Here is a 21,971-nt window from a genome sequence, read left to right as displayed (position 1 = left end):
TCACAGGTTGACGCTACGCGCCGGTGTAATGGCACCGTAGTCGTTCACGCTCTGCCAGGAGAGCGTGCCGCTGGCACCGGCCGGAAGGATCTGCTGCGCCGAGTTCTTTGGCGCAATCATCAGGTTATCTACCGTCTGCCCGCCCAGCTTCAGATTGACCAGCGTGATGTAATACGGAGAGGCGTTGCTGACTTTGAGATGGTTGCCCACGCGCTCAAAACGCAGCTGAGACAGCGCCTCATCCGGCTGCATCGCCAGGTTGTTCGGGCGCACAAACAGCTTGATGCGCGAGAGGATCGCCAGCTGCAGCACGTTATTGTTTTCCGTTTTCGCTTTGTTCACTGACGGGATCGCCTTCACGTTCATGTAAAAAAGCGATTCGCGATCGGCGGGCAGCGCGGGCCCGGCGTAAATAATACGCAGCGTGTTTTCACTGTTCGGCTCGCTGACGAACAGCGGCGGGGTGACGGCAAAGGTTTTTTCTTTTTGCCCGCTGGCATTTTCGATCCACGCGTTAATTAAATAACGTTCTTGTTTGTTGCTGTTGGTGATCGCCAGCGACGTTTGCTTTGCATCCGCCGGGTAAATAACGCGCGTGGCCCCCAAGGCAATACCGCCGGAAGCATTCGCGCATGCGGAAACCATCATTAAAATAAACGATAAAATCAGTCCTGGTTTAATTAATGTCTTCATCAAAACCGTACCTTTAATAATGTGTTCGCAGGTGTTATGGATAAATCAACGTAAACCAGACATCCGACTGAATATTGCCTGGCACGAGGTGTTCGGAAATAGCCCGATAGCGGGCGCTGAAATGAAACGCGAGCTCGCTGGTATTCACCGGCAACCAGCTGACGGCCGTGGCATTCGGGATAATCTGGCGCTGTTGCTCATCAAAAAGCGCCAGCCCCACGCCGCTGCTGGCAGGCGTTTCTCCTGGCCGCGATGTCGCAAGAAAAACCTGCGGATCTTCCGCGGGCGTTACGCCCTGAAACTGGATCCCCACGGTGCGCGAGACATCTACGCTGCAGTCCAGCAGCCGCACGGTGAACGGCACGTTAACCGTTGAAAAGCTGCCCACACCGGAAAATGAATTGGTTCGGTACTGTCCCATGTCGATGCGCATGTTCTGGCTGTCGGGCGCCACGGCACAGCCGCCGTTCACCAGCTCACCACGAAGATGCACTTTGCCACCTTCGATCACCACGGTATGCGCCGATGCCGGATAAGCCATCGCGAGGGTTAACAGCAGTAATAGTCCAGTCCTTGTCATCCTTCGTTCCTGGCAGTAGCGTATGACGGGCCTCGTCCCTGAGGCCTGAACATCCCTGTGCGCGGGAATTATTCGTATTTCATTACGAAGGTAGCGTCAGCGTTCGCCTGGCCTGGCGCGGTGGTTGCAGCCGTTGATTTATAACGCGCGGTGAATTTCAGGGTGTTCGTCCCTTCGATCAGCGTCTGCGCCGCAGAGAAGGTCGCGCCGTCCGGGGTCAGCACGCTGGATTTGCTGTCGAGGATCTCGATACCCACGCCTTTCGCGGTGTTGTCGTTGTTACCGGACGTCACGGCCAGCAGGGTTTTGTCGGTCGCGTCGATCTGGCCGGTGAAGGCAACCGCTGCAGTTTTGGCTACCTGCGGGTCGCAATCATTCAGTTCAATGTTGAATGGAATATTAGAAGTGGTGTCGCCCACTTTGGTGAATTTCGCGGTACGATACTGGCCGAGATTAACCGTCTGCTCAGAAGAATCGGTATTTACTGAACAAGCAGCATTAACCAGCTCACCTTTAAAATGCACGGTACCGCCATTTACGGAAACCGGCGTAGCTGGATCGGCAGCATTAGCGGCACCCGCGACCAGGGCCAGTGAAGCAATAACAGTAGAAGCAATGTTGCTGAGTTTCATGTCTATTCCTTTAAAATGTAAATAACCCTTCCCGCGTGAAAGCGGGAATAAGAAATACGTTCAATTGATTCATTGAAAGCTTATTTCGGAGGAGACAAAGTAGCTCAGGATGTGATTTTTAAATATGTCAAAACGCTGCCATTTCGCCAGGTCACATCCTAATCCCGCCTAAGAAATTGACCATCATTTAAGAAGGGTTTTTGTGCCTCACGAATGAAAACTCGTAAAGGGTGACTGACAGCGGCGCTCGCTTCTGACAAAATACAGGCAATCCCCCCTTTCAAACGTTACAGACGGAATTTTCTCTCTGATGGCAGCAAAGATTATTGACGGTAAAACGATTGCGCAGCAGGTGCGCTCTGAGGTCGCGGAAAAAGTGAAGGCACGTAAAGCTGCCGGAAAACGCGCCCCCGGGCTGGCCGTTGTGCTGGTTGGCAGCAACCCGGCATCGCAGATTTATGTCGGCAGCAAACGCAAAGCGTGTGAAGAGGTGGGGTTCGTCTCCCGCTCTTACGATTTGCCGGAAACCACCACCGAAGCGGAACTACTGGAACTTATTGACACCCTGAATGCCGATAACGAAATCGACGGCATTCTGGTTCAGCTGCCGCTGCCTGCGGGCATCGACAACGTGAAGGTGCTGGAGCGTATCGCACCGGACAAAGACGTTGACGGTTTCCACCCGTACAACGTGGGCCGCCTGTGCCAGCGCGCGCCGCGCCTGCGTCCTTGCACCCCGCGTGGCATCGTGACGCTGCTGGAGCGCTATAACATCGACACCTACGGTCTGAACGCCGTGGTTATCGGTGCGTCCAACATCGTGGGCCGCCCGATGAGCATGGAGCTGCTGCTGGCCGGCTGCACCACCACCGTGACCCACCGCTTCACCAAAAACCTGCGCCACCACGTCGAGAACGCTGATCTGCTGATCGTTGCAGTGGGCAAGCCGGGCTTTATTCCGGGCGAGTGGATCAAAGAGGGCGCGATTGTCGTGGACGTCGGGATTAACCGTCTGGAAAACGGCAAAGTGGTCGGCGATGTGGTGTACGAAGACGCCGCCGCGCGCGCGTCTTATATCACCCCCGTACCGGGCGGCGTAGGCCCGATGACCGTCGCAACGCTGATTCAGAATACTTTGCAGGCATGCGAAGAGTACCACGATGTAGAGGAAGCATAAGATGGCCACATTTTCATTAGGCAAACACCCGCACGTTGAGCTGTGCGATCTGCTCAAGCTCGAAGGCTGGAGCGAAAGCGGCGCGCAGGCGAAAATCGTTATCGCCGACGGGCGGGTTTTAGTCGACGGCGTGGTGGAAACTCGCAAGCGCTGCAAGATTGTCGCGGGGCAAACCGTGAGCTTTGAAGGTCAGAGCGTGACCGTTACGGCCTGAGTCTCCCCTCACCCTAACCCTCTCCCCAAAGGGGGAGAGGGGATCAAAAATCCCCCCACATCCATCGCGGTTAATTATCGATCAACTTCAAATAATCACTATTTCATCTGTTGAAAGGTGAGAATTCAGTTGCGCGTTTTTCACTCTTTCCTCACGATAAGTAGAACGTTCTACTAAAACGTTCTACTTACAATAACAGCGCTTAAAAAGCGCTACTCGGGGGAAATCAGCATGAGTCTGATATCAGGGTTTGTTAAATCGCTGTCTAAGTTATCGATGATTGGTCGCGCCTTAATGCTGCCAATTTCACTGCTTCCCGCTGCGGGCCTGCTGCTGGCCTTCGGCGATAAATTCCACCTGCCGCTGATGATGAACGCGGGCGGGGTTATCTTTGATAACCTGCCGATGCTGTTTGCCATTGGCTCCGCCGTGGGTCTGGCATCGGAGTCCGGCATCGCCGCGCTCTCGGCGGCAGTCTCGGTGTTTGTCACTAACATCACCATCAGCACCGTGCTGAGCATCACGCCGGAAATGGCCTCTCAGGGCGGAAAATACGCCATGGTGGTCGGCATCCCGACGCTGCAGATGGGCGTTTTTGGCGGGCTTATCTGCGGGATCCTCGCGGCCTGGTGCTACAACCGCTTCCACACCATGCAGCTGCCGGAGTTCCTCGGCTTCTTCTCCGGCAAGCGTTTTGTGGCGATTGCAACGGCGTTTCTGTCGTTCCTGCTCGGCCTGCTGCTGCCGTATGTCTGGCAGCATATTCAGTCCGGGATTGACGCCCTTTCCGTGGTGGTGAACGGCGACAACCAGGCGGCTTCGACCTTTATCTTCGGTCTGGTAGAGCGCGCGCTGATCCCGCTCGGCCTGCACCACATCTGGTATCCGTCCTTCTGGTATTCGTTCGGGGATTACACCACCCAGGCGGGACAGGTGATCCACGGCGACCAGACTATCTGGTTCAAGATGCTGGAAGAAGGGGTGAAATCCTTCAGCAGCGATACCTACCAGAACGCCGGTAAGTTCATGCAGGGTGAGTTCCCGCTGATGCTGTTCGCACTGCCTGCGGCGTGCCTGGCGATGTACCACGAAGCGCACACGAAGAATAAGAAAATCGCGGCCGGTATTCTCTTCTCCGCTGCCCTCACCTGCTTCCTGACGGGCATCACCGAGCCGGTAGAGTTTACCTTTATCTTCGTGGCGCCGATCCTGTACGTCTTTAACGCCATCATGGCGGGCCTGGCGTACATGACCATGTACCTGCTGCATGCGCACATCGCCAAGTCGTTCTCGGCGGGCTTTATCGACTACCTGTCGTTCGGGATCCTGCCGTCGTTTAACGGCTATCAGACCAACTTCCTGAGCGCCATTATTATCGGTATCCCAATGGCGCTGATTTACTACTTCACCTTCCGCTTCGTGATCCGTCGCTTCGACGTGAAGACGCCGGGCCGTACGGAAGTGACCGCCAGTGCGAATGACAAGTCCGATTCCGAACTTGCCACTGAAATCATCGGCCTGCTGGGCGGCGCGCAGAACATTGACTCCGTCGGCTCCTGCATCACCCGCCTGCGTCTGGAAGTGGCGAAGAGCGATGCGGTGGACAGAGATGGGCTGAACGGGCTCGGCGCGCGCGGCGTGGTCTTCGTCGGCGACAACGGTATACAGGTGATTTTCGGTGCCAGAGCACAGTTTATCGCCCAGACCATGTCCACCATGATCGGCAAATAATAAGATGCCTGAACGACACGTCTCCTGTACGCTGGGAGACGTGTCTTATCCGGCTGATAATCGGTAAATTTCAGGGAGCGGTTTTGAAGAAAGTCAGCATCATTGATGTCGCAAAGCACGCTGGCGTCTCGGTCTCTACCGTGTCGCTGGTGCTACGTCAGAAAGGGAAAATCTCAGAGGCGACGATCGGGAAGGTCAATGCCGCCATCACGACGCTGGGCTATGTTCATAACGTCGCCGCTGCCAACCTCCGCGCCAACACCTCCAATCTTATCGGCCTGATCCTGCGCGACTTCAGCGACAGCTTTTCCATCAAGGTGATGGCGAGCATCGTTCAGGAGCTGGAGAAACAGGGTTATATGGTTTTTCTCGGCCAGCCGCTGAACGACGGCGAACATCTGGAACGAACCCTGCTGTCGTTTAAGCAGCAGGGCGTCGCGGGCGTTATTTATCTCGCGTCCGACACCCGTAACGCCACGTTACCGGAGCAGATCCGCCAGTGCCCTCTGCCGCTGGTGGCGGTCTCGCAGTCTCTGCTCGACGAAAAATGCAATCTGGTGATGCGCGACAACCGCCAGGCGGCGAACCTGGCCGCGCGTTATCTTATCGAGCGCGGACACCGCACCATCGCCTATATTGGCGGACGAGAGGGCTGTCTTATCCGCGAGCAGCGCCTGCTCGGTTTTCGCAGCGCGATGACGCAAAACGGGCTGGTCTGGCGCGATGACTATTCACCGGCCTGCAGCGACGATACGCAGGCCGCTGCGATGGCAACGCGCCAGCTGCTGGAGAAAAACAGCTCCATCACCGCCCTGCTTTGCCATTCGCCGGATGCGATGATTGGCTCTATTTCCGGCATTCACCAGGTGGGCCGCACCGTGGGGAAAGACGTGTTCCTGACCCAGCAGGTAGCGCTGATCGGTTTTGAAGATATGCTCCACGTTAACCTCACCTCCCCGTCCTTCACCTACGTCTCATCGGCCAGTGACGAAACCGGGCGACAGGCGGCGGGGCTGATTATCCGCAAGCTGAAAGAGCCGGCTCTGCAAACCCAGCGCATTACCCTCTCCGGGCAGCTTATCGCGCGCGAGTCAGCGTAAATTCAGAATTTGACACAGGTTTGCTGCAGCGGATTCGCTGCTATATTTCCATGATTTGCCATGGATAATTGCGATGCCTACCGTTATCACTCACGCCGCTGTTCCCCTTTGCCTGGGCTTAGGTCTGGGAACGAAAACCATCCCTCCCCGCCTGCTGTTTGCCGGTATCGTGCTCGCCATGCTGCCGGACGCCGACGTCCTGGCGTTCAAATTCGGCGTTGCCTACGGGAATATTTTCGGCCACCGCGGCTTTACCCACTCCCTGCTGTTTGCCTTTGTGGTGCCGATACTGTGCGTGCTGACTGGACGACGCTGGTTCCGGGCCAGCCTGACGCGCTGCTGGCTTTTTTTAACCGTGTCACTGCTGTCGCACAGCCTGCTGGATTCGATCACCACCGGCGGGAAAGGCGTCGGCTGGCTGTGGCCGTGGTCAGATGAACGCTTTTTCGCGCCGTGGCAGGTGATTAAGGTCGCGCCGTTTGCGCTGTCGCGCTACACCACGCCGTACGGGCATCAGGTGATTATCTCGGAACTGCTGTGGGTGTGGCTGCCGGGGGCGGTGCTGATGGGGTTGCTGTGGTGGCGACGGAGGTAAAAAAGCCGGGTGGCGGCTACGCCTTACCCGGCCTACGGTCGTGCTTTCGTAGGCCCGGTAAGCGAAGCGCCACCGGGCGTTGAGGACTTACTTACGACGCCAGGTCGTCCCCTGCGGACCGTCTTCCAGAATGATGCCCATCTCGGTCAGACGGTTGCGCGCCGCATCGGCCGCCGCCCAGTCTTTCGCCTGACGCGCTTCCAGACGCGCTTTGATCAACGCTTCAATCTCCGCCACTTCACCGTCGTCCGCCTGCGCGCCGCTCTGCAGGAACGCGTCCGGCTCCTGCTCCAGCAGGCCGAGCACGGAGGAGAGCTTGCGCAGATGAGACGCCAGCGCATTTGCCGCCGCCATATCTTCTGACTTCAGGCGGTTCACTTCGCGCGCCATGTCGAACAGCACTGAGTAGGCTTCCGGGGTGTTGAAGTCATCGTTCATCACCTCAACAAAGCGCGCTTCGAACGCTTCGCCGCCCGCAGCAGGAACAGACCGGTCGGTGCCGCGCAGGGCGGTGTACAGACGCTCCAGCGCCGAGCGCGCCTGCTTCAGGTTCTCTTCGCTGTAGTTCAATTGGCTGCGATAGTGGCCGGACATCAGGAAGTAGCGCACGGTTTCCGCGTCGTAGTACTTCAGCACGTCGCGCACGGTGAAGAAGTTGCCCAGCGATTTAGACATCTTCTCGCGGTCAACCATTACCATCCCGGAGTGCATCCAGTAGTTCACGTACTCGCCGCCGTGGGCGCAGGTGGACTGCGCGATTTCGTTTTCGTGGTGCGGGAACATCAGATCCGAACCGCCGCCATGAATGTCAAAGTGGTTGCCCAGTTGCTTGCAGTTCATCGCGGAACATTCAATGTGCCAGCCCGGACGCCCTTCGCCCCACGGGGATGGCCAGCTCGGTTCGCCCTCTTTGGACATTTTCCACAGCACGAAGTCCATCGGGTTACGCTTCACGTCCACCACGTCCACGCGCGCACCGGCCTGCAGCTGATCCAGATCCTGACGGGAAAGCGCGCCGTAGGTTGGGTCCGTTGGCACGGAGAACATCACGTCGCCGTTTTCCGCTACGTAAGCGTGTCCGCGTTCGATCAGCTTTTCGGTGATCTCGATGATTTCGTGAATATGGTGGGTCGCGCGCGGCTCGCTGTCCGGACGCAGAATATTTAAGGCGTCAAAATCTTTGTGCATCTCAACGATCATGCGATCCACCAGCGCAACAAAGCTTTCGCCGTTTTCATTAGCGCGCTTGATGATTTTGTCGTCGATGTCGGTGATGTTACGCACGTACTTCAGGTTATAGCCCAGGAAGCGCAGGTAGCGAGAGACCACGTCGAACGCGACAAAGGTACGGCCATGGCCGATATGACAGAGATCGTAAACCGTAATACCACACACGTACATGCCGACTTCCCCGGCATGGATAGGTTTAAATTCCTCTTTCTGGCGCGTCATTGTATTAAAGATTTTTAACATCGAAGATTCCATGTAAACACGTGTGTGAGTTGTTTGTTCCCTATAATACCCATAATTCGGAATAGGATCAGCACACAATGCAAGGTGATCGCGTCCTGTGGTTATGCTATAACAAGCCCCTATATATGACCCGAAGGCGGGTCGACGTACCACAATAACGGAACAGGATGCAAAAATGGTTACTTTCCACACTAATCATGGCGATATCGTAATCAAGACCTTTGATGACAAAGCGCCTGAAACAGTTAAAAACTTCCTGGACTACTGCCGCGAAGGTTTCTACAACAACACTATTTTCCACCGCGTGATCAACGGCTTTATGATCCAGGGCGGCGGTTTCGAGCCTGGCATGCGCCAGAAAGAGACCAAAGAAGCGATCAAAAACGAAGCGAACAACGGCCTGAAAAACACCCGCGGTACGCTGGCAATGGCCCGTACTCAGGCGCCTCACTCTGCAACCGCGCAGTTCTTCATCAACGTGGCTGACAACGACTTCCTGAACTTCTCCGGCGAAAGCCTGCAGGGTTGGGGCTACTGCGTGTTCGCAGAAGTGGTTGAAGGTATGGACGTGGTCGATAAGATCAAAGCCGTCTCTACTGGCCGCAGCGGTATGCACCAGGACGTTCCTAAAGAAGACGTTGTGATTACAAGCGTGACCGTCAGCGAGTAATTCGTGGCGACACTCTTTATTGCGGATCTGCATCTGCAAACAGAAGAACCGGCGATAACCGCCGGTTTTCTGCGTTTTTTACGCGGTGAAGCGAAAAGCGCCGACGCGCTGTACATCCTGGGCGATCTGTTCGAAGCCTGGATTGGCGACGACGATCCTAACCCGCTGCACCGTGAAATGGCTGCCGCCATTAAAACGCTGGTGGATTCCGGCGTCCCCTGCTACTTCATTCACGGTAACCGTGATTTCCTGCTCGGCAAGCGCTACGCCCGCGAGAGCGGCATGACGCTGCTGTCGGAAGAGCAGGTGCTCGATCTCTATGGTCGCAAGGTGCTGATCATGCACGGCGACACGCTCTGCACCGACGATACCGGCTACCAGGCATTTCGCGCCAAAGTTCACACGCCGTGGATCCAAAAGGTATTCCTTGCCCTGCCGCTGTTTATCCGCAACCGCATCGCCGCCAGAATGCGTGCGGGCAGCAAGGCTGCCAACAGCAGCAAATCCCTGACCATCATGGACGTGAACCCGCAGGCCGTGGTGAGCGTGATGGAGAAGCATGGCGTCCAGTGGTTGATCCACGGTCATACCCATCGTCCTGACGTGCATTCCCTTATCGCCAACGGTGAACCGGCCCATCGTGTGGTATTGGGCGCGTGGCACACTGAGGGTTCGATGGTCAAAGTCACCCCCGAAGGTGTCGAACTGATCGCTTTTCCGTTTTAACTTTTTCTCGTCGTTTCGCCTGTTTCTCAGCCACGCAACCGTTTTCCTTGCCCGTATAACATGCTATTCTCTGTGCCCTCGAAAGCAGTGTGTTTCGCACCACAGGAGTTTTAAGACGCATGTCTTCCCGCAATAATCCGGCGCGTGTCGCCATCGTGATGGGGTCCAAAAGCGACTGGGCTACCATGCAGTTCGCCGCCGAAATCTTTGAAATCCTGAATGTTCCGCACCACGTTGAAGTGGTCTCCGCGCACCGTACCCCGGACAAACTGTTCAGCTTCGCCGAAAGCGCCGAAGAGAACGGTTACGAGGTGATCATTGCCGGTGCGGGCGGCGCAGCACATCTGCCGGGCATGATTGCCGCTAAAACGCTGGTGCCGGTTCTTGGCGTTCCGGTTCAAAGCGCCGCGTTAAGCGGTGTGGACAGCCTTTACTCCATCGTCCAGATGCCGCGCGGTATTCCTGTCGGCACGCTGGCGATTGGCAAAGCGGGTGCCGCGAACGCCGCCCTGCTGGCAGCGCAAATTCTTGCGACGCACGATAAAGCGCTCCATCAGCGTCTGGCGGAGTGGCGTAAAGCCCAGACCGACGAGGTGCTGGATAACCCGGACCCGCGGGGTGCGGCATGAAGCAGGTTTGCGTCCTCGGTAACGGCCAGCTAGGCCGCATGCTGCGTCAGGCCGGTGAGCCGCTGGGTATTGCCGTCTGGCCCGTCGGGCTGGACGCCGAGCCGGAAGCGGTGCCGTTCCAACAGAGCGTGATCACCGCCGAAATTGAACGCTGGCCGGAAACCGCACTGACCCGCGAGCTGGCGCGCCATAACGCCTTTGTGAACCGCGACGTGTTTCCGATCATCGCCGACCGTCTGACGCAAAAGCAGCTGTTCGACAAGCTCGGTCTTGCGACCGCCCCGTGGCAGCTGTTGTCTGACAAAAGCGAATGGAATGACGTCTTCGCCATGCTGGGCGAGCTGGCGATCGTGAAGCGTCGCGTGGGTGGCTACGATGGCCGCGGGCAGTGGCGCCTGCGCGCGCATGAAACCACCGAGCTGCCGGACGACTGCTACGGCGAGTGCATCGTTGAGCAGGGCATCAACTTTAGCGGCGAAGTGTCGCTGGTTGGCGCACGCGGGCACGATGGCCGCACGGTGTTTTACCCGCTGACGCATAACCTGCATCAGGACGGCATTCTGCGCACCAGCGTCGCCTTCCCGCAGGCCAATGCCGACCAGCAGGCGCAGGCGGAAGAGATGCTTTCTGCCATCATGCACGAGCTGGGCTACGTAGGCGTGATGGCGATGGAATGTTTCGTCACGCCGTCGGGTCTGCTGATCAACGAACTTGCGCCGCGCGTGCACAACAGCGGCCACTGGACGCAAAACGGCGCGTCCATCAGCCAGTTTGAGCTGCACCTGCGCGCCATCACCGACCTGCCGCTCCCGCAGCCGGTAGTCAACAGCCCGTCGGTGATGATCAACCTGATCGGTACCGATCTGAACTACGACTGGCTGAAGCTGCCGCTGGTGCATCTGCACTGGTATGACAAAGAGGTTCGAGCGGGTCGTAAAGTGGGTCACCTCAACCTGAACGACAGCGATACCGATCGCCTGAGCGCCACGCTCGAAGCGATGATCCCTCTCCTGCCGCCGGAATATGCGAGCGGCATTGTCTGGGCACAGTCAAAGCTTAAGTAAGACATCCACGCCGGGGAGTTGACCTTCCCCTTCCCCGGCGTACAATCCCCGCCCATTGCTGCTTAGTTTTCTTCTGGAATAACCATGAACGATGGAACGGACTATCGCGCGATCCTCGCGTCTGATACCCCTTTAATCGACGTTCGCGCGCCGACCGAATTCGCCCAGGGCGCGATGCCTGCGGCAGTCAACCTGCCCTTAATGAACGACGACGAGCGCGCCGCCGTCGGCACCTGCTATAAACGCCAGGGCCCCGAGGCTGCGCTGGCGCTCGGCCATAATCTGGTGAAAGGCGCGACGCGCGACGCGCGCATCAACGCCTGGCTGGAAGCCAGCCTTGCCCATCCTGAGGGCTATCTCTGCTGCGCGCGCGGCGGCCAGCGTTCACATATCTCGCAGGCCTGGCTGAAAGAAGCGGGCGTCGACTACCCGCTGATCCGCGGCGGCTATAAGGCCCTGCGTCAGACGGCGATTCAGGTGACCATTGAGCAGTCGCAAAAGCCGATGGTGCTTATTGGCGGCTGTACCGGAAACGGTAAAACCCTGCTGGTGAAGCAGCACGCACAGGGCATTGATCTGGAAGGGCTGGCGCACCATCGCGGATCGTCGTTTGGCCGCACGCTCACGCCGCAGCTTTCCCAGGCCAGCTTTGAAAATCACCTTGCGGTTGAGCTATTGAAAAAAGACGCCACGCGCTGGGTGCTGGAAGACGAAGGCCGGATGATTGGCTCCAACCATCTCCCGGAGTGCCTGCGCGACCGCATGGTTGACGCCCCTATCGTTGTCGTCGAAGACCCCTTTGACGTCCGCCTGGAGCGCCTGCGCGAAGAGTATTTTGACCATATGTGGGCCGATTTTTCTGCTGCTTACGGTGAAGAAGCGGGCTGGAAAGAGTACAGCGAGTACCTGCATCACGGCCTGTTCGCCATTCGCCGTCGTCTGGGGCTGCAGCGGTATGCTGAATTCACCGCGCTGTTAGATTCCGCGCTGCTGGAACAGCAACGTTCTGGCAGCACTGACGCGCACTTCAGCTGGCTTGCACCGCTGCTGAAGGACTATTACGACCCAATGTATGGCTATCAGCTGGCGAAAAAGGCGGAAAAGATTGTGTATCGCGGAACATTCGCAGACATTGCCGAGTGGCTTGATCGCTGAAAAAAAGCCGGGTGGCGGCTGCGCCTTACCCGGCCTACGCGTGCCTTTGTAGCCCCGGTAAGCGCAGCGCCACCGGGGAACAGACCACTTAGAAGTCGTAACGCAGACGCACCAGGTTCATGTCACCCAGGTTGTCGGTGCTGGAGGTGAACACGTGTTCGTAATCCACGCGGAAACCGTAATCCAGCTGGAAGCTGATACCCACGCCGTTGTCGATGCGCTGGTAGTTACGGCCATTCACGTACTCAATACGGTCACCCATGAAGTAAGGCTGGATGGATTTCACCGCGTACTGACCGATTGGGAATTTGTAGCCCGCAAAGTATTCAATACCCCATGCATCACCGGCGAAGTAGTCGTTAACAGACACTTTTTTGGTGGTCAGGAAGTTCTGGTACCAGCCGCCTCCCGCGGAGAAGGTCCAGTTGTCCGGCGTCCAGCTCAGCGCAGTACCAAGGATGTTCTGGTCGTAGGTTTTGCTGTCGCCGTTGTCCGGGTTACGCATGTCCGCACGGGTGTAGTTCCACGCGGCGCCCCAGGTCAGGTCGGTGGTCAGGTGGTAATCGATACCCAGTGAGCCGCCGCCTTTGCGCTTGTAGCGCAGGCCGTTGCCCGGCAGGTATTCGCTGTCTTCAAACAGGTAAGATGCATAGATGTCGGCATCGCCCACGGTTTTCTTATATTTCAGCATCTGGCGTGAACGATAAGAACCGTCGTAGTCGCCGTTGATACCGTTACCCGGTGCCTGACCGATCATGTCGTAGTCCCAGATATCGGTTTTCGCACCCACCACATCATAATAAACGCTGTTCTGTTGACCGAAGGTCAGCGTACCCCAGGTGTCGCTCTTCAGACCGGTGTAGAGCATACGACGAGACGTGTCGTGCGCACCGTCTGCGTAGTGGTGATCCCAGTTGAACTGCGCAGGAATGTTCACGCCCAGCTCGTAGTAGCTGATCCAGCTGATGTCATCAAACAGGTAGTAATCAGCCGCGAAACGGAAACGGGTGCCGCCGTCAAAGCCGTTACGCTTGTAGCTGTTTTTACCGTCGTCGCCGGTCATGTTCTGGAACTGAGGACGAATACTGCCGCCAACGGTGAAGTTCAGGCGGCTCAGCGGGTTACCCGCCTGAGGATCCTGCTTAAGTACGGTGATTTCTGCCTGAGATGCAAAAGTAGTCAATGCCACTGCCGCGCCGATCGTTGCCGCCAGCGCTGATTTTTTTATAGTCATTATTTTTCCTTAATAGACACGCTGCTAAATATTTAGCGGGTGAATATTAACTGGAAATAATCGGGCTGTGTGGACGGGTTTTTAATGTTTTGTGCTACTAAACGCTATAGCGTTATCACTTTGTGCTATTTATGTGCTACGCACCGGCATAAAACCCGGTGCGTAATTATCACCATGCTAAATCAATTCACAAACTGGCGGAAAAGGGCTTTGCCCTTTAACAATCGCGTGCCGAGCCAGCCACCGCAAAGCGAGAGCAGCCCCGCGCCGCAGAGGGGCAGGATCAGCCAGAGACGCCAGTCAGGCTCCCACGGGAAGTCGAAGACCTTTGTCTGGAGCACCGCCAGCGCCGTCTCTGCACCAATCGCCGCGACCAGCCCTGCCACCAGCCCCAGTAAAGCAAATTCGCTCCAGAGCGTCATGCGCAGCAGGCGCTTGCCCGCGCCAAGCGTGCGGTAGACTATCAGCTCCTGATGACGCTGGCGCATGCCCACCTGCACCTGAGCCAGCAGCAGCAGCACGCCGCAGATTGTCACCAGCACCACCATCACCTCCAGCGCGCGGCTCACCTGCTCCAGCACCTGTCCCACCTGTTTCAGGATCGCGCCAATATCCAGCAGGCTGACCGTCGGGAATTCCCGGTTAAGCTGGGTCAGCATGCCGTTGCCGTTTTCCCAGCGGAAGCTGGTCAGCCAGCTCTGCGGCTGTCCGTCCAGCGCGCCTGGCGGAAAGATAAAGAAGAAGTTCGGCCGCAGGCTTTCCCAGTCCACTTTACGCAGGCTGGTGACTTTGGCAGTAAAATCCTGGGTATCACCGGTGAAGGTGACGCTGTCCCCGAGCTTCACGTTCAGGCGCGTCGCCAGCCCCTCTTCCATCGACACCTCCCCCGCTTTCGGCGGCCAGGTGCCGGCGGTTATCGGGTTGTGATCCGGGCGCTTCTCCTGCCAGGTCAGGTTGAGTTCGCGGTTCAGCGACTCGTCCTTGTTCCCCTCGGTTGACTGGCCGTTGATCTGTGTCAGACGGGCGCGAACGATGGGATAGAACGACTCGGGGACAATGTGATGCTCCGACAGGAAGCCCTTCAGCGGCGCGACCTGTTCCGGCGCGATGTTGATCAGGAAATAGTTCGGGCTTTCCGGGGGAAGCTGCTGCTGCCAGCGATCCAGCAGATCGCCGCGAAGCACGAGTAGCAGCGCCAGCAGCATAAACGACAGCGAAAAGGCCGACAGCTGGCTGAGCGTTGACCAGGGCTGATGCAGCAGGCGGTTGAGCGCCAGCCGCACGGGCAGCGATTTGACCGTCAGCTTTCTAAGAACGTTGAGCAACAGCCAGCCCAGCACGCCGCACAACAGCGCCAGTACAACCGCCCCGGCCAGCACGGCCCACAGCAGCGTGCTGCCCCCCATCAGCCAGGCCAGCAGCCCGACCGCAACAGCAATAATCACCGGAAGATAGAACTTCAGCGGCCAGACGTTCGCCACCACATCGTTGCGCAGCACCCGCAGCGGCTGCGTGGCGAGCAGCAGGCGGTACGGGCGCAGCCCCACCAGCACCGAGATCACCGTCATCGCACCTATCGCCCACAACCAAGGCCAGAGGCTTGCCGGGGGCAAGGCGGCTGGCAGCACCGGTTTCAGCATCACCATCAGCAGTTTTTCAAACAGCAGCCCTATTATTCCGCCGGTAAGCGCAGAGAGAACCAGCAGCATCAGCCACTGGCCGACGATCAGCTTGCGCAGCTGCGCCCGCCCCGCGCCGAGAGTTTTGAGGATCGCCACCAGGTCGTAGCGGCTGCGGCAGTAGTGCCCCATCGCCACGGCAACCGCCGCCACCGCCAGCAGCAGAGTTAACAGCGCAGACAGCAGCAGGAACTGTTGAGAACGTTCAAGAGATTTACCCAGCGCCCCTTCGTCCTGCTCCAGCCCGTACCAGCGGTGCTCCGGCTTGAGCTGCGGCAGAAGCCATTTTTCATACGCCTCCAACTGGGCAGGCGTCCCGCCAAACTTGTAGCGCCAGGTGACGCGGCTTCCCGGCTGAACGGCATGGGTTGCCGCAACGTCGGCAGTGTTCATCAGCAGGCGCGGCGCAAGCTGGAACGGGTTAAAGCCGGAGTCGGGCTCCTGCACCACTTCCCCGGCGATGTTCAGCGTCGCGTCGCCGACGTCGATACTGTCACCAGGTTTTAGGTTCAGAAGCGCCATCAGACGAGATGCCAGCAGCACCGTGCCGGGCGTCGGTTTTAACCCCGGCGGGCTGGTTTGTAATTCCCCGTACATCGGGTAGATGTCGTCCACGGCCTTGACGCTGGCGAGCTGCGGGGTATCTCCCGCGAAGGTCATGGTCTGGAAGGTGATTTGCTCCCCCACCTTCAGCCCTTCTTTGCGCGCTTCGTCAATCCAGCCCGACGGCACAGGGCGAGAGCTCTGCAGCGCCCGGTCCCCCGCCATAAACTCGCGGCTCTGCTGGCTGAGCCCTTTTTCCATGCGATCGCTGACGCTGCCGAGCGCCAGCACGCAGGCCACCGCCAGGCTTAACGCCAGCCAGACAATCAGCAGCGAGGGCGAGCGCCATTCGCGCCAGAACCAGCGGGCGATCATGCTTCCTCCTGAAGAATACCGTTCACCAGCCGCAGGCGGCGGTCGCAGCGGGCGGCCAGCTGCGGATCGTGGGTCACGAGGATCAGCGTGGTGCCATGTTCGCGGTTAAGCGAAAACAGCAGGTCAGCAATTTTGTCGCCGGTTTTACGGTCAAGGTTGCCGGTGGGCTCATCGGCAAACAGCACTTCCGGGCGGCCGTTAAACGCCCGCGCCAGCGCCACGCGCTGCTGCTCGCCGCCGGAAAGCTGTGCGGGAAGATGGTCGAGACGCTTGCCCAGGCCGAGCTGTTCCAGCAGCGCCTTCGCCTGCGTGCGGCTTTCACGGCTCTTTTCGCCGCGCAACAGCGCCGGAAGTTCGACGTTTTCCAGCGCGTTCAGGGTCGGGATCAGCATAAAGGACTGAAAGACAAAACCGATATGACGCGCGCGCAGCGCGGCCCGCGCCTCTTCATCAAGCTGGTGCAGCGGTTGCCCGACAAGGTGGACTTCCCCACTGCTGCCGTCGTCCAGACCGGCCAGAATCGCCAGCAGCGTGGACTTCCCGGAACCGGATTCGCCAATCAGCGCGATGGTTTCGGCGCGTTTGACAACGAGTTCAACTCCGGTAAGGATTGAAAGCTCCTGCTCCCCCTGACCGACGGACTTCTTAAGACGATGAACTTCAACACTGTTTTCCGCTGGCATTTGCCCTTCCTGTTTTTGATGCTGATGACCTTCCGCGCGGCGGCAGCGGACACGTTACTGATTCTTGGCGACAGCCTGAGCGCGGGCTACCGCATGGCGGCCAGCGCGGCCTGGCCCGCTCTGCTCAATGATAAATGGCAGAGCAAAACGTCTGTGATTAACGGCAGCATCAGCGGCGACACCTCGCAGCAGGGGCTGTCGCGCCTGCCTGCGCTGCTCAAGCAGCATCAGCCGCGATGGGTGCTGGTTGAGCTGGGCGGTAATGACGGCCTGCGCGGTTTCCAGCCTCAGCAAACCGAGCAAACGCTGCGCACCATTCTGCAGGATATCAAGGCAGCAAACGCCCAGCCGCTGCTGATGCAAATTCGCCTGCCCGCCAACTACGGTCGTCGGTATAATGAGGCCTTTAGCGCGATCTACCCTAAGCTTGCCAAAGAGTTTGATATTCCGCTCCTGCCATTTTTCATGGAAGAGGTCTATCTCAACCCCCAGTGGATGCAGGACGACGGTATTCACCCCAATCGCGATGCGCAGCCGTTTATTGCCGACTGGATGGCAACGCGGCTGGCTCCTTTAGTTAAACATGACTCGTAATTCAGCGGAGTTCCTGACAGGTAAAGTTATGCAAAAATCGGTCTTAATAACAGGATGTTCCAGCGGAATCGGCCTTGAGAGCGCGCTCGAGCTAAAGCGCCAGGGATTTCGGGTGCTGGCCGCGTGCCGCAAGCCTGACGATGTCGAACGTATGAACGGGCTGGGCTTTACCGGCGTGCTGCTGGATATGGACTCGCCGGAGAGCGTTGAACGCGCCGCCGACGAGGTGATAGCCCTGACCGAAGGCCGTCTGTACGGTCTCTTTAATAATGCCGGTTACGGCGTGTATGGCCCGCTGGATACGCTCTCGCGCGAAACGCTGGAGAAGCAGTTTTCAACCAATTTCTTCGGCGTCCATCAGCTCACTATGCGCCTGCTCCCGGCCATGCTGCCGCACGGCGAAGGGCGCATCGTGATGACATCCTCAGTGATGGGGCTGATTTCCACCCCGGGACGCGGCGCCTACGCTGCCAGTAAATATGCGCTGGAGGCCTGGTCCGACGCCCTGCGCATGGAGCTGCGCCACAGCGGCATCAAGGTCAGCCTGATTGAACCCGGCCCGATCCGCACCCGCTTTACCGAAAACGTTAACCAGACCCAGGCGGATAAACCGGTCGAAAACCCCGGCATCGCCGCACGTTTTACCCTCGGGCCAGAGGCGGTGGTTGCCAAAGTGCGCCATGCTTTTGAGAGCGAGCATCCCAAAATGCGCTATCCGGTGACGCTGGTCACCCATGCCGTCGGCTGGCTAAAGCGCCTGCTGCCGGGCAGGATAATGGACAAAATTTTGCACGGCTGAGTTGAAGCGACGACGCTCATCCCCATGTAAAGAGTAAACCGACAAAAGAGAAAGCCGCATGTCCGTACAGAATATCGTCAATATTACAGAAGCAAACCTGCAACAGGTCCTCGAACAGTCGATGGCTAAACCGGTGCTGTTCTACTTCTGGTCTGAGCGCAGCCAGCACTGTCTGCAGCTGACGCCGGTGCTGGAAAGCCTTGCCGCGCAGTACAACGGTCAGTTCATTCTCGCTAAGCTGGACTGTGACGCCGAGCCGATGGTCGCGTCGCAGTTTGGTCTGCGCGCCATTCCAACCGTCTATCTGTTCCAGAACGGCCAGCCTGTTGATGGCTTCCAGGGGCCCCAGCCGGAAGAGGCGATTCGCGCCCTGCTGGATAAAGTGCTGCCGCGCGAAGAAGAGCTGAAAGCGCAGGAAGGCATGGCGCTGATGCAGGAAGGCAAATACGACGAGGCGCTGCCGCTGCTGAAAGAGGCGTGGCAGCTGTCGAACCAGAACAGCCAGATCGGCCTGCTGCTGGCGGAAACGCAGATCGCCCTGCACCGTTCAGAAGACGCGGAAGCCGTGCTCAAGACGGTTCCAATGCAGGATCAGGACACCCGCTATCAGGGGCTGGTGGCGCAGATTGAGCTGCTGAAGCAGGCGGCGGACACCCCGGAAATTCAGCAGCTTCAGCAGCAGGTAGCCGACAACCCGGCGGATGCCGCGCTGGCAAGCCAGCTGGCACTGCAGCTGCACCAGGTAGGGCGTAACGAAGAGGCGCTGGAGCTGCTGTTCAGCCATCTGCAAAAAGACCTGGCTGCCGCAGACGGTCAGGCGCGTAAGATGTTCCAGGAGATCCTGGCCGCGCTGGGCACCGGAGACGCGCTGGCGTCGAAGTATCGTCGCCAGCTGTACGCGTTGTTATATTGATGCACTTTGCCCGGTGGCGGCTTCGCCTTACCGGGCCTACAAAAGCACGAATCGTAGGCCGGGCAAACGCAGTGCCGCCTGGCACAATCAGCGCACGTTTTTCAACTGCGTCACCACCAGCTGGTGGCGCGCGTTGTAGAACTTCCTATACGTCAGGTAACAGGCAATGATGGTTGACAGGCTTGCCGTAGAAAGCAGCATAAACGTCACCATGATCTGATACTTAATTGCTTTTACCGGATCGATACCGGCAAAAATCAGCCCCGACATCATGCCAGGCAGGCTCACCAGCCCCACCGTTTTGGCTGAATCCACCGTTGGGATCAGCGATGAACGAATGCTCTCGCGGATCAGCCGCGCCGAGGCCACTTTTGGCGTCGCCCCCAGGCTTAACTTCTCCTGCAACTGTTGCTGTTCGCTGCTGAAACGCTGGCCGAGGTTGTTATAACAGAGCCCAACGGCCACCATGGCGTTCCCCGCAATCATCCCGGAGATAGGGATCACCTGCATCGGCGTAAACTCAATCGAGCCGGAGAGCACCAGCACCGCCAGGGTGAGCGCCGTCCCGGTGGTAATCGCGATAAACGACGAAATGAACGCCTTATCAATGTACTTACTGCGCTTTTGCGCGTTCCACGCCGCGTTAAAGCAGATAAAGAGCACCATCAGCAGCGTCAGCACTGCGTGGTTAACGTTGAATATATACTTCAGCACATAGCCGACGATGATGAGCTGAATCACCGCGCGGCAGATGCTCCAGACAATATCTTTTTCCAGCCCCAGCTTTTCCCGGTAGCTGACGATGATAGCAATCAGCACCAGCACCATCGAAAACGCCAGAGATTCATTGGTTATATTGTGTTCACCCACGGTCCGCCTCCTGCATTTTCCCGCCGTGCGGCTGGAGCGTAATCACGTCATCCGCATGGGTAATTTCGTTTGAGTCGTGCGTCACCCAGAGCACGGCGATTTTCTGCTCGCGGGCGTAACGATGAATAATCTCGTTGACGTTGCGTTTGTTGGCGTCATCGAGCGCGCTGGTAATCTCGTCCAGCAACAACACTTTCGGTAAAAACTGCAGATTACGGATCAGCGAGACGCGCTGCTTCTCTCCGCCCGAGAGTTCATTGATGGATTTGGTCAGCGTCTCCTGCGCGAGGCCAAAGCGCGCCAGATCGCTCTGGAATTTTTCCGGCTCCGGCGTTTTATTGCGGATTTGCCACGGGAAAATCAGGTTGTCATAGACCGAGTCGCCAAAAAGCACTGGCGTTTGTACGCAATAAGAGACCTGCTGACGATAGCTTTCCGGGGAAAGCATCGCGATATCCTGCCCTTCAAACAGAATGGTTCCCTCCGTGGGGCTTAACAGTGAAGCCACAATTTTCAGTAAGGTGCTTTTACCGCAGCCTGATGGCCCCGTTATCAGCCTGAACTCACCGGGAGAAAGGCTAAACCCGACGTGTTGAAGGATCGTGCTGTTTCCCACTCGAAAGCCGACGTCCTTGATCTGCAATACTGCATTTTCGTTGTTCATATTTTTTCCAGTACCCCCTGAGCGTTATTAGCATAATCCGCGCCGCACGTTCGTCACAACGCGTTTTAGCCGCGCCCTTTTTCGTCATGACTTCCCATTGCGTTTAACCTGTATTCATTAGACATGCTTTACACTTTCGCTTTACAGTTTACGACGTGACCTTAGCGACACTTCCGCATCGCTGGTTTAGAACATTCGTTAAAGTGGTGTTAAGCTCTGCCCGCAACACAATAAGGAAGTACCAGAATGACTAATATTCACACTTTTTATGAGTTTTCTGAACTTGAACCCGGCGTGAAAACCATCGATCAGCTTCTTGCCGCTATTGCTTCAGAATCCATTACGGCTTATGTGTTTGGCGGGGAGCTTGTCCGGTTTGTTAAAGGCCTGCTGAAAATGAAGCCGGTCATTCAGCTCAAGAATTGCCGCTTTGCATTTGATAACGGTACTCGCTTCGTTGAAATCGACGGCAAAGGGAATGTGAAAGAGTTCGAACCCGGCAAGGTTCCGGCCTGGTTCCAGTCTCCCGGTGAATTTGCCCGCGGCCAGTGGCTGGTCAACCATGATTTTGCCGATCTCATGACGCCGGAGTTTATCCGCGCGTTTATCGAGCGTTTCCCGGACGTGAATAAAAGACGCGAACACGCTAACCTGCTGTTCGATCTGCAGCTCAATACGATGCCGTCCGCGCAGCCTGCGGCGAAAAAGGCTGGTAATGTCCAGGGCAAAACGACCAAACCCAAAGTCACCGATCTGCAGTCTTTCGAACTCTTTGGCCAGTTTTATACGCGCATGAAAGCGGCAGTCTTTGCTGACCAGTTCCCGACGCTGCAAATCCTGACGGGACACGATGCCGTCAACGACGCGCCTACCTCACTGAAAGGTGCGGTACGCACCTGGTTCAAAGGGATCACCGGCCAGCTTCCGCCGAACAACAAGCGCGTGGGCGCGGGCAATGCGGAACTGTTCTGCGCGCCGATCCGCGAGCAGCTGCGTCAGGTAGAGGAAATCGGGCTGGAGACCTTCTACCACGGCCTGTCGAAAGCCATCGCTGACGCGGGTGAGGATGCGCTGATCGCTGATTTTACCTACAGCTACCACTAACGCTCTGCCCCACCCGACGGGCAGGGCGAATTTTAACCCGTTAACCGATATACTTACGCACAGTACACACGCCT

Annotated in this window: 23 protein-coding genes; 14 read left to right on the top strand and 9 right to left on the bottom strand. The window is 57.7% G+C overall.

Features of this window, described 5'->3' with window-relative positions; translation table 11 throughout:
* The 3 genes from fimC to fimA form a co-directional block, all read right to left on the bottom strand.
* Window positions 1-693 carry a type 1 fimbria chaperone FimC gene (gene fimC, locus MX657_RS05885; RefSeq protein ID WP_346807657.1) on the bottom strand — a complete coding sequence of 231 codons (693 nt, stop codon included), beginning with the start codon at window positions 691-693 and terminating at the stop codon, window positions 1-3.
* A 34-nt stretch (window positions 694-727) separates the two neighbouring features.
* Complete coding sequence (gene fimI / locus MX657_RS05880) at window positions 728-1,273, bottom strand: type 1 fimbrial protein subunit FimI (protein ID WP_119915191.1); 546 nt, start codon at window positions 1,271-1,273, stop codon at window positions 728-730.
* A gap of 68 nt (window positions 1,274-1,341) precedes the next feature.
* Window positions 1,342-1,905, bottom strand: coding sequence for a type 1 fimbrial major subunit FimA (gene fimA, locus MX657_RS05875; RefSeq protein ID WP_080328009.1), 564 nt, complete (start codon window positions 1,903-1,905; stop codon window positions 1,342-1,344).
* 310 nt (window positions 1,906-2,215) lie between these two features.
* Here fimA and folD point away from each other — a divergent pair, with 310 nt between their 5' ends.
* From folD to MX657_RS05850, 5 genes are all read left to right on the top strand, one after another.
* On the top strand, window positions 2,216-3,082 hold the full coding sequence (gene folD, locus MX657_RS05870) for a bifunctional methylenetetrahydrofolate dehydrogenase/methenyltetrahydrofolate cyclohydrolase FolD (RefSeq protein WP_080328010.1): 867 nt from the start codon (window positions 2,216-2,218) through the stop codon (window positions 3,080-3,082).
* Between the two features lies 1 nt (window position 3,083).
* Window positions 3,084-3,296, top strand: a complete 213-nt coding sequence (gene ybcJ / locus MX657_RS05865; protein WP_045356450.1) for a ribosome-associated protein YbcJ — start codon at window positions 3,084-3,086, stop codon at window positions 3,294-3,296.
* 231 nt (window positions 3,297-3,527) lie between these two features.
* Window positions 3,528-5,027, top strand: a complete 1,500-nt coding sequence (locus MX657_RS05860) for a PTS transporter subunit EIIC (RefSeq protein WP_039273257.1) — start codon at window positions 3,528-3,530, stop codon at window positions 5,025-5,027.
* An 83-nt stretch (window positions 5,028-5,110) separates the two neighbouring features.
* The gene (gene malI / locus MX657_RS05855) at window positions 5,111-6,127 is read left to right on the top strand and encodes a Mal regulon transcriptional regulator MalI (protein ID WP_336238334.1); all 1,017 of its coding nucleotides are present in this window, start codon (window positions 5,111-5,113) and stop codon (window positions 6,125-6,127) included.
* A 73-nt stretch (window positions 6,128-6,200) separates the two neighbouring features.
* Window positions 6,201-6,722, top strand: a complete 522-nt coding sequence (locus MX657_RS05850; protein ID WP_080328013.1) for a metal-dependent hydrolase — start codon at window positions 6,201-6,203, stop codon at window positions 6,720-6,722.
* A gap of 87 nt (window positions 6,723-6,809) precedes the next feature.
* Here the strand turns inward: MX657_RS05850 and cysS are convergent, their stop codons facing one another.
* On the bottom strand, window positions 6,810-8,195 hold the full coding sequence (cysS, locus tag MX657_RS05845; protein ID WP_080328014.1) for a cysteine--tRNA ligase: 1,386 nt from the start codon (window positions 8,193-8,195) through the stop codon (window positions 6,810-6,812).
* Window positions 8,196-8,370: 175 nt separating this feature from the next.
* Between cysS and ppiB the strand changes: the two genes are divergently transcribed.
* The 5 genes from ppiB (at window position 8,371) to mnmH (ending at window position 12,439) form a co-directional block, all read left to right on the top strand.
* Window positions 8,371-8,865 carry a peptidylprolyl isomerase B gene (gene ppiB, locus MX657_RS05840; RefSeq protein WP_000256009.1) on the top strand — a complete coding sequence of 165 codons (495 nt, stop codon included), beginning with the start codon at window positions 8,371-8,373 and terminating at the stop codon, window positions 8,863-8,865.
* A 3-nt stretch (window positions 8,866-8,868) separates the two neighbouring features.
* Entirely contained in the window at window positions 8,869-9,591 is a 723-nt protein-coding gene (gene lpxH, locus MX657_RS05835) for a UDP-2,3-diacylglucosamine diphosphatase (RefSeq protein WP_346807654.1), read from the top strand.
* A 119-nt stretch (window positions 9,592-9,710) separates the two neighbouring features.
* Entirely contained in the window at window positions 9,711-10,220 is a 510-nt protein-coding gene (gene purE / locus MX657_RS05830; protein ID WP_014882834.1) for a 5-(carboxyamino)imidazole ribonucleotide mutase, read from the top strand.
* Complete coding sequence (gene purK, locus MX657_RS05825) at window positions 10,217-11,284, top strand: 5-(carboxyamino)imidazole ribonucleotide synthase (RefSeq protein WP_080328016.1); 1,068 nt, start codon at window positions 10,217-10,219, stop codon at window positions 11,282-11,284. The genes purE and purK overlap by 4 nt, the downstream gene beginning before the upstream one ends.
* A gap of 84 nt (window positions 11,285-11,368) precedes the next feature.
* Entirely contained in the window at window positions 11,369-12,439 is a 1,071-nt protein-coding gene (gene mnmH, locus MX657_RS05820; RefSeq protein WP_346807651.1) for a tRNA 2-selenouridine(34) synthase MnmH, read from the top strand.
* A gap of 88 nt (window positions 12,440-12,527) precedes the next feature.
* Here mnmH and MX657_RS05815 read toward each other — a convergent pair whose 3' ends face one another.
* The 3 genes from MX657_RS05815 to ybbA all read right to left on the bottom strand — a co-directional run bounded on the left by MX657_RS05815 (window position 12,528) and on the right by ybbA (window position 16,953).
* Window positions 12,528-13,673, bottom strand: coding sequence for a porin (locus tag MX657_RS05815; protein ID WP_119915199.1), 1,146 nt, complete (start codon window positions 13,671-13,673; stop codon window positions 12,528-12,530).
* Between the two features lie 182 nt (window positions 13,674-13,855).
* Complete coding sequence (gene ybbP, locus MX657_RS05810; protein WP_346807649.1) at window positions 13,856-16,270, bottom strand: putative ABC transporter permease subunit YbbP; 2,415 nt, start codon at window positions 16,268-16,270, stop codon at window positions 13,856-13,858.
* The gene (gene ybbA / locus MX657_RS05805; protein ID WP_346807647.1) at window positions 16,267-16,953 is read right to left on the bottom strand and encodes a putative ABC transporter ATP-binding protein YbbA; all 687 of its coding nucleotides are present in this window, start codon (window positions 16,951-16,953) and stop codon (window positions 16,267-16,269) included. The genes ybbP and ybbA overlap by 4 nt, the downstream gene beginning before the upstream one ends.
* Here ybbA and tesA point away from each other — a divergent pair.
* Genes tesA through MX657_RS05790 form a run of 3 tightly spaced genes read left to right on the top strand, consistent with a single transcriptional unit; the run spans window position 16,924 to window position 19,259 of the window.
* The gene (tesA, locus tag MX657_RS05800) at window positions 16,924-17,547 is read left to right on the top strand and encodes a multifunctional acyl-CoA thioesterase I/protease I/lysophospholipase L1 (RefSeq protein ID WP_346807646.1); all 624 of its coding nucleotides are present in this window, start codon (window positions 16,924-16,926) and stop codon (window positions 17,545-17,547) included. The two genes, ybbA and tesA, sit on opposite strands and share 30 nt — an antisense overlap.
* Entirely contained in the window at window positions 17,537-18,346 is an 810-nt protein-coding gene (locus MX657_RS05795) for an SDR family oxidoreductase (RefSeq protein WP_252002513.1), read from the top strand. The genes tesA and MX657_RS05795 overlap by 11 nt, the downstream gene beginning before the upstream one ends.
* 58 nt (window positions 18,347-18,404) lie before the next feature.
* Window positions 18,405-19,259, top strand: a complete 855-nt coding sequence (locus tag MX657_RS05790; protein WP_151413929.1) for a co-chaperone YbbN — start codon at window positions 18,405-18,407, stop codon at window positions 19,257-19,259.
* Window positions 19,260-19,346: 87 nt separating this feature from the next.
* On the opposite strand, the gene fetB is transcribed toward MX657_RS05790, so the two are convergent.
* Together fetB and fetA are read right to left on the bottom strand one after the other, a co-directional pair.
* On the bottom strand, window positions 19,347-20,129 hold the full coding sequence (gene fetB / locus MX657_RS05785) for an iron efflux ABC transporter permease subunit FetB (RefSeq protein WP_333016461.1): 783 nt from the start codon (window positions 20,127-20,129) through the stop codon (window positions 19,347-19,349).
* Window positions 20,122-20,793, bottom strand: coding sequence for an iron efflux ABC transporter ATP-binding subunit FetA (gene fetA, locus MX657_RS05780; RefSeq protein WP_217480158.1), 672 nt, complete (start codon window positions 20,791-20,793; stop codon window positions 20,122-20,124). The genes fetB and fetA overlap by 8 nt, the downstream gene beginning before the upstream one ends.
* Before the next feature lie 246 nt (window positions 20,794-21,039).
* Between fetA and MX657_RS05775 the strand changes: the two genes are divergently transcribed.
* Window positions 21,040-21,897 (top strand): hypothetical protein, encoded by an 858-nt coding sequence (locus MX657_RS05775; protein WP_346807643.1) that lies wholly within the window; start codon window positions 21,040-21,042, stop codon window positions 21,895-21,897.
* Window positions 21,898-21,971 lie beyond the last annotated feature (74 nt).

Source organism: Enterobacter chuandaensis, from assembly GCF_039718975.1.
Classification (GTDB): Bacteria; Pseudomonadota; Gammaproteobacteria; order Enterobacterales; family Enterobacteriaceae; genus Enterobacter; species Enterobacter chuandaensis.
The sequence above is the reverse complement of the archived record's forward strand: the minus strand, read 5'-3'. Positions and strand labels throughout refer to the sequence as shown.

Excerpts from the sequence above, each read along its gene's own strand:
- MX657_RS05815 (WP_119915199.1), bottom strand. The coding sequence starts at position 13,673 with ATGACTATAAAAAAATCAGCGCTGGCGGCAACGATCGGCGCGGCAGTG.
- MX657_RS05860 (WP_039273257.1), top strand. The coding sequence starts at position 3,528 with ATGAGTCTGATATCAGGGTTTGTTAAATCGCTGTCTAAGTTATCGATG.
- mnmH (WP_346807651.1), top strand. The coding sequence starts at position 11,369 with ATGAACGATGGAACGGACTATCGCGCGATCCTCGCGTCTGATACCCCT.
- ppiB (WP_000256009.1), top strand. The coding sequence starts at position 8,371 with ATGGTTACTTTCCACACTAATCATGGCGATATCGTAATCAAGACCTTT.
- tesA (WP_346807646.1), top strand. The coding sequence starts at position 16,924 with ATGAACTTCAACACTGTTTTCCGCTGGCATTTGCCCTTCCTGTTTTTG.
- MX657_RS05775 (WP_346807643.1), top strand. The coding sequence starts at position 21,040 with ATGACTAATATTCACACTTTTTATGAGTTTTCTGAACTTGAACCCGGC.
- MX657_RS05795 (WP_252002513.1), top strand. The coding sequence starts at position 17,537 with ATGACTCGTAATTCAGCGGAGTTCCTGACAGGTAAAGTTATGCAAAAA.
- purK (WP_080328016.1), top strand. The coding sequence starts at position 10,217 with ATGAAGCAGGTTTGCGTCCTCGGTAACGGCCAGCTAGGCCGCATGCTG.
- cysS (WP_080328014.1), bottom strand. The coding sequence starts at position 8,195 with ATGTTAAAAATCTTTAATACAATGACGCGCCAGAAAGAGGAATTTAAA.
- ybbP (WP_346807649.1), bottom strand. The coding sequence starts at position 16,270 with ATGATCGCCCGCTGGTTCTGGCGCGAATGGCGCTCGCCCTCGCTGCTG.
- MX657_RS05790 (WP_151413929.1), top strand. The coding sequence starts at position 18,405 with ATGTCCGTACAGAATATCGTCAATATTACAGAAGCAAACCTGCAACAG.
- fimC (WP_346807657.1), bottom strand. The coding sequence starts at position 693 with ATGAAGACATTAATTAAACCAGGACTGATTTTATCGTTTATTTTAATG.
- folD (WP_080328010.1), top strand. The coding sequence starts at position 2,216 with ATGGCAGCAAAGATTATTGACGGTAAAACGATTGCGCAGCAGGTGCGC.
- MX657_RS05850 (WP_080328013.1), top strand. The coding sequence starts at position 6,201 with ATGCCTACCGTTATCACTCACGCCGCTGTTCCCCTTTGCCTGGGCTTA.
- ybbA (WP_346807647.1), bottom strand. The coding sequence starts at position 16,953 with ATGCCAGCGGAAAACAGTGTTGAAGTTCATCGTCTTAAGAAGTCCGTC.
- fimA (WP_080328009.1), bottom strand. The coding sequence starts at position 1,905 with ATGAAACTCAGCAACATTGCTTCTACTGTTATTGCTTCACTGGCCCTG.
- ybcJ (WP_045356450.1), top strand. The coding sequence starts at position 3,084 with ATGGCCACATTTTCATTAGGCAAACACCCGCACGTTGAGCTGTGCGAT.
- fimI (WP_119915191.1), bottom strand. The coding sequence starts at position 1,273 with ATGACAAGGACTGGACTATTACTGCTGTTAACCCTCGCGATGGCTTAT.
- purE (WP_014882834.1), top strand. The coding sequence starts at position 9,711 with ATGTCTTCCCGCAATAATCCGGCGCGTGTCGCCATCGTGATGGGGTCC.
- fetA (WP_217480158.1), bottom strand. The coding sequence starts at position 20,793 with ATGAACAACGAAAATGCAGTATTGCAGATCAAGGACGTCGGCTTTCGA.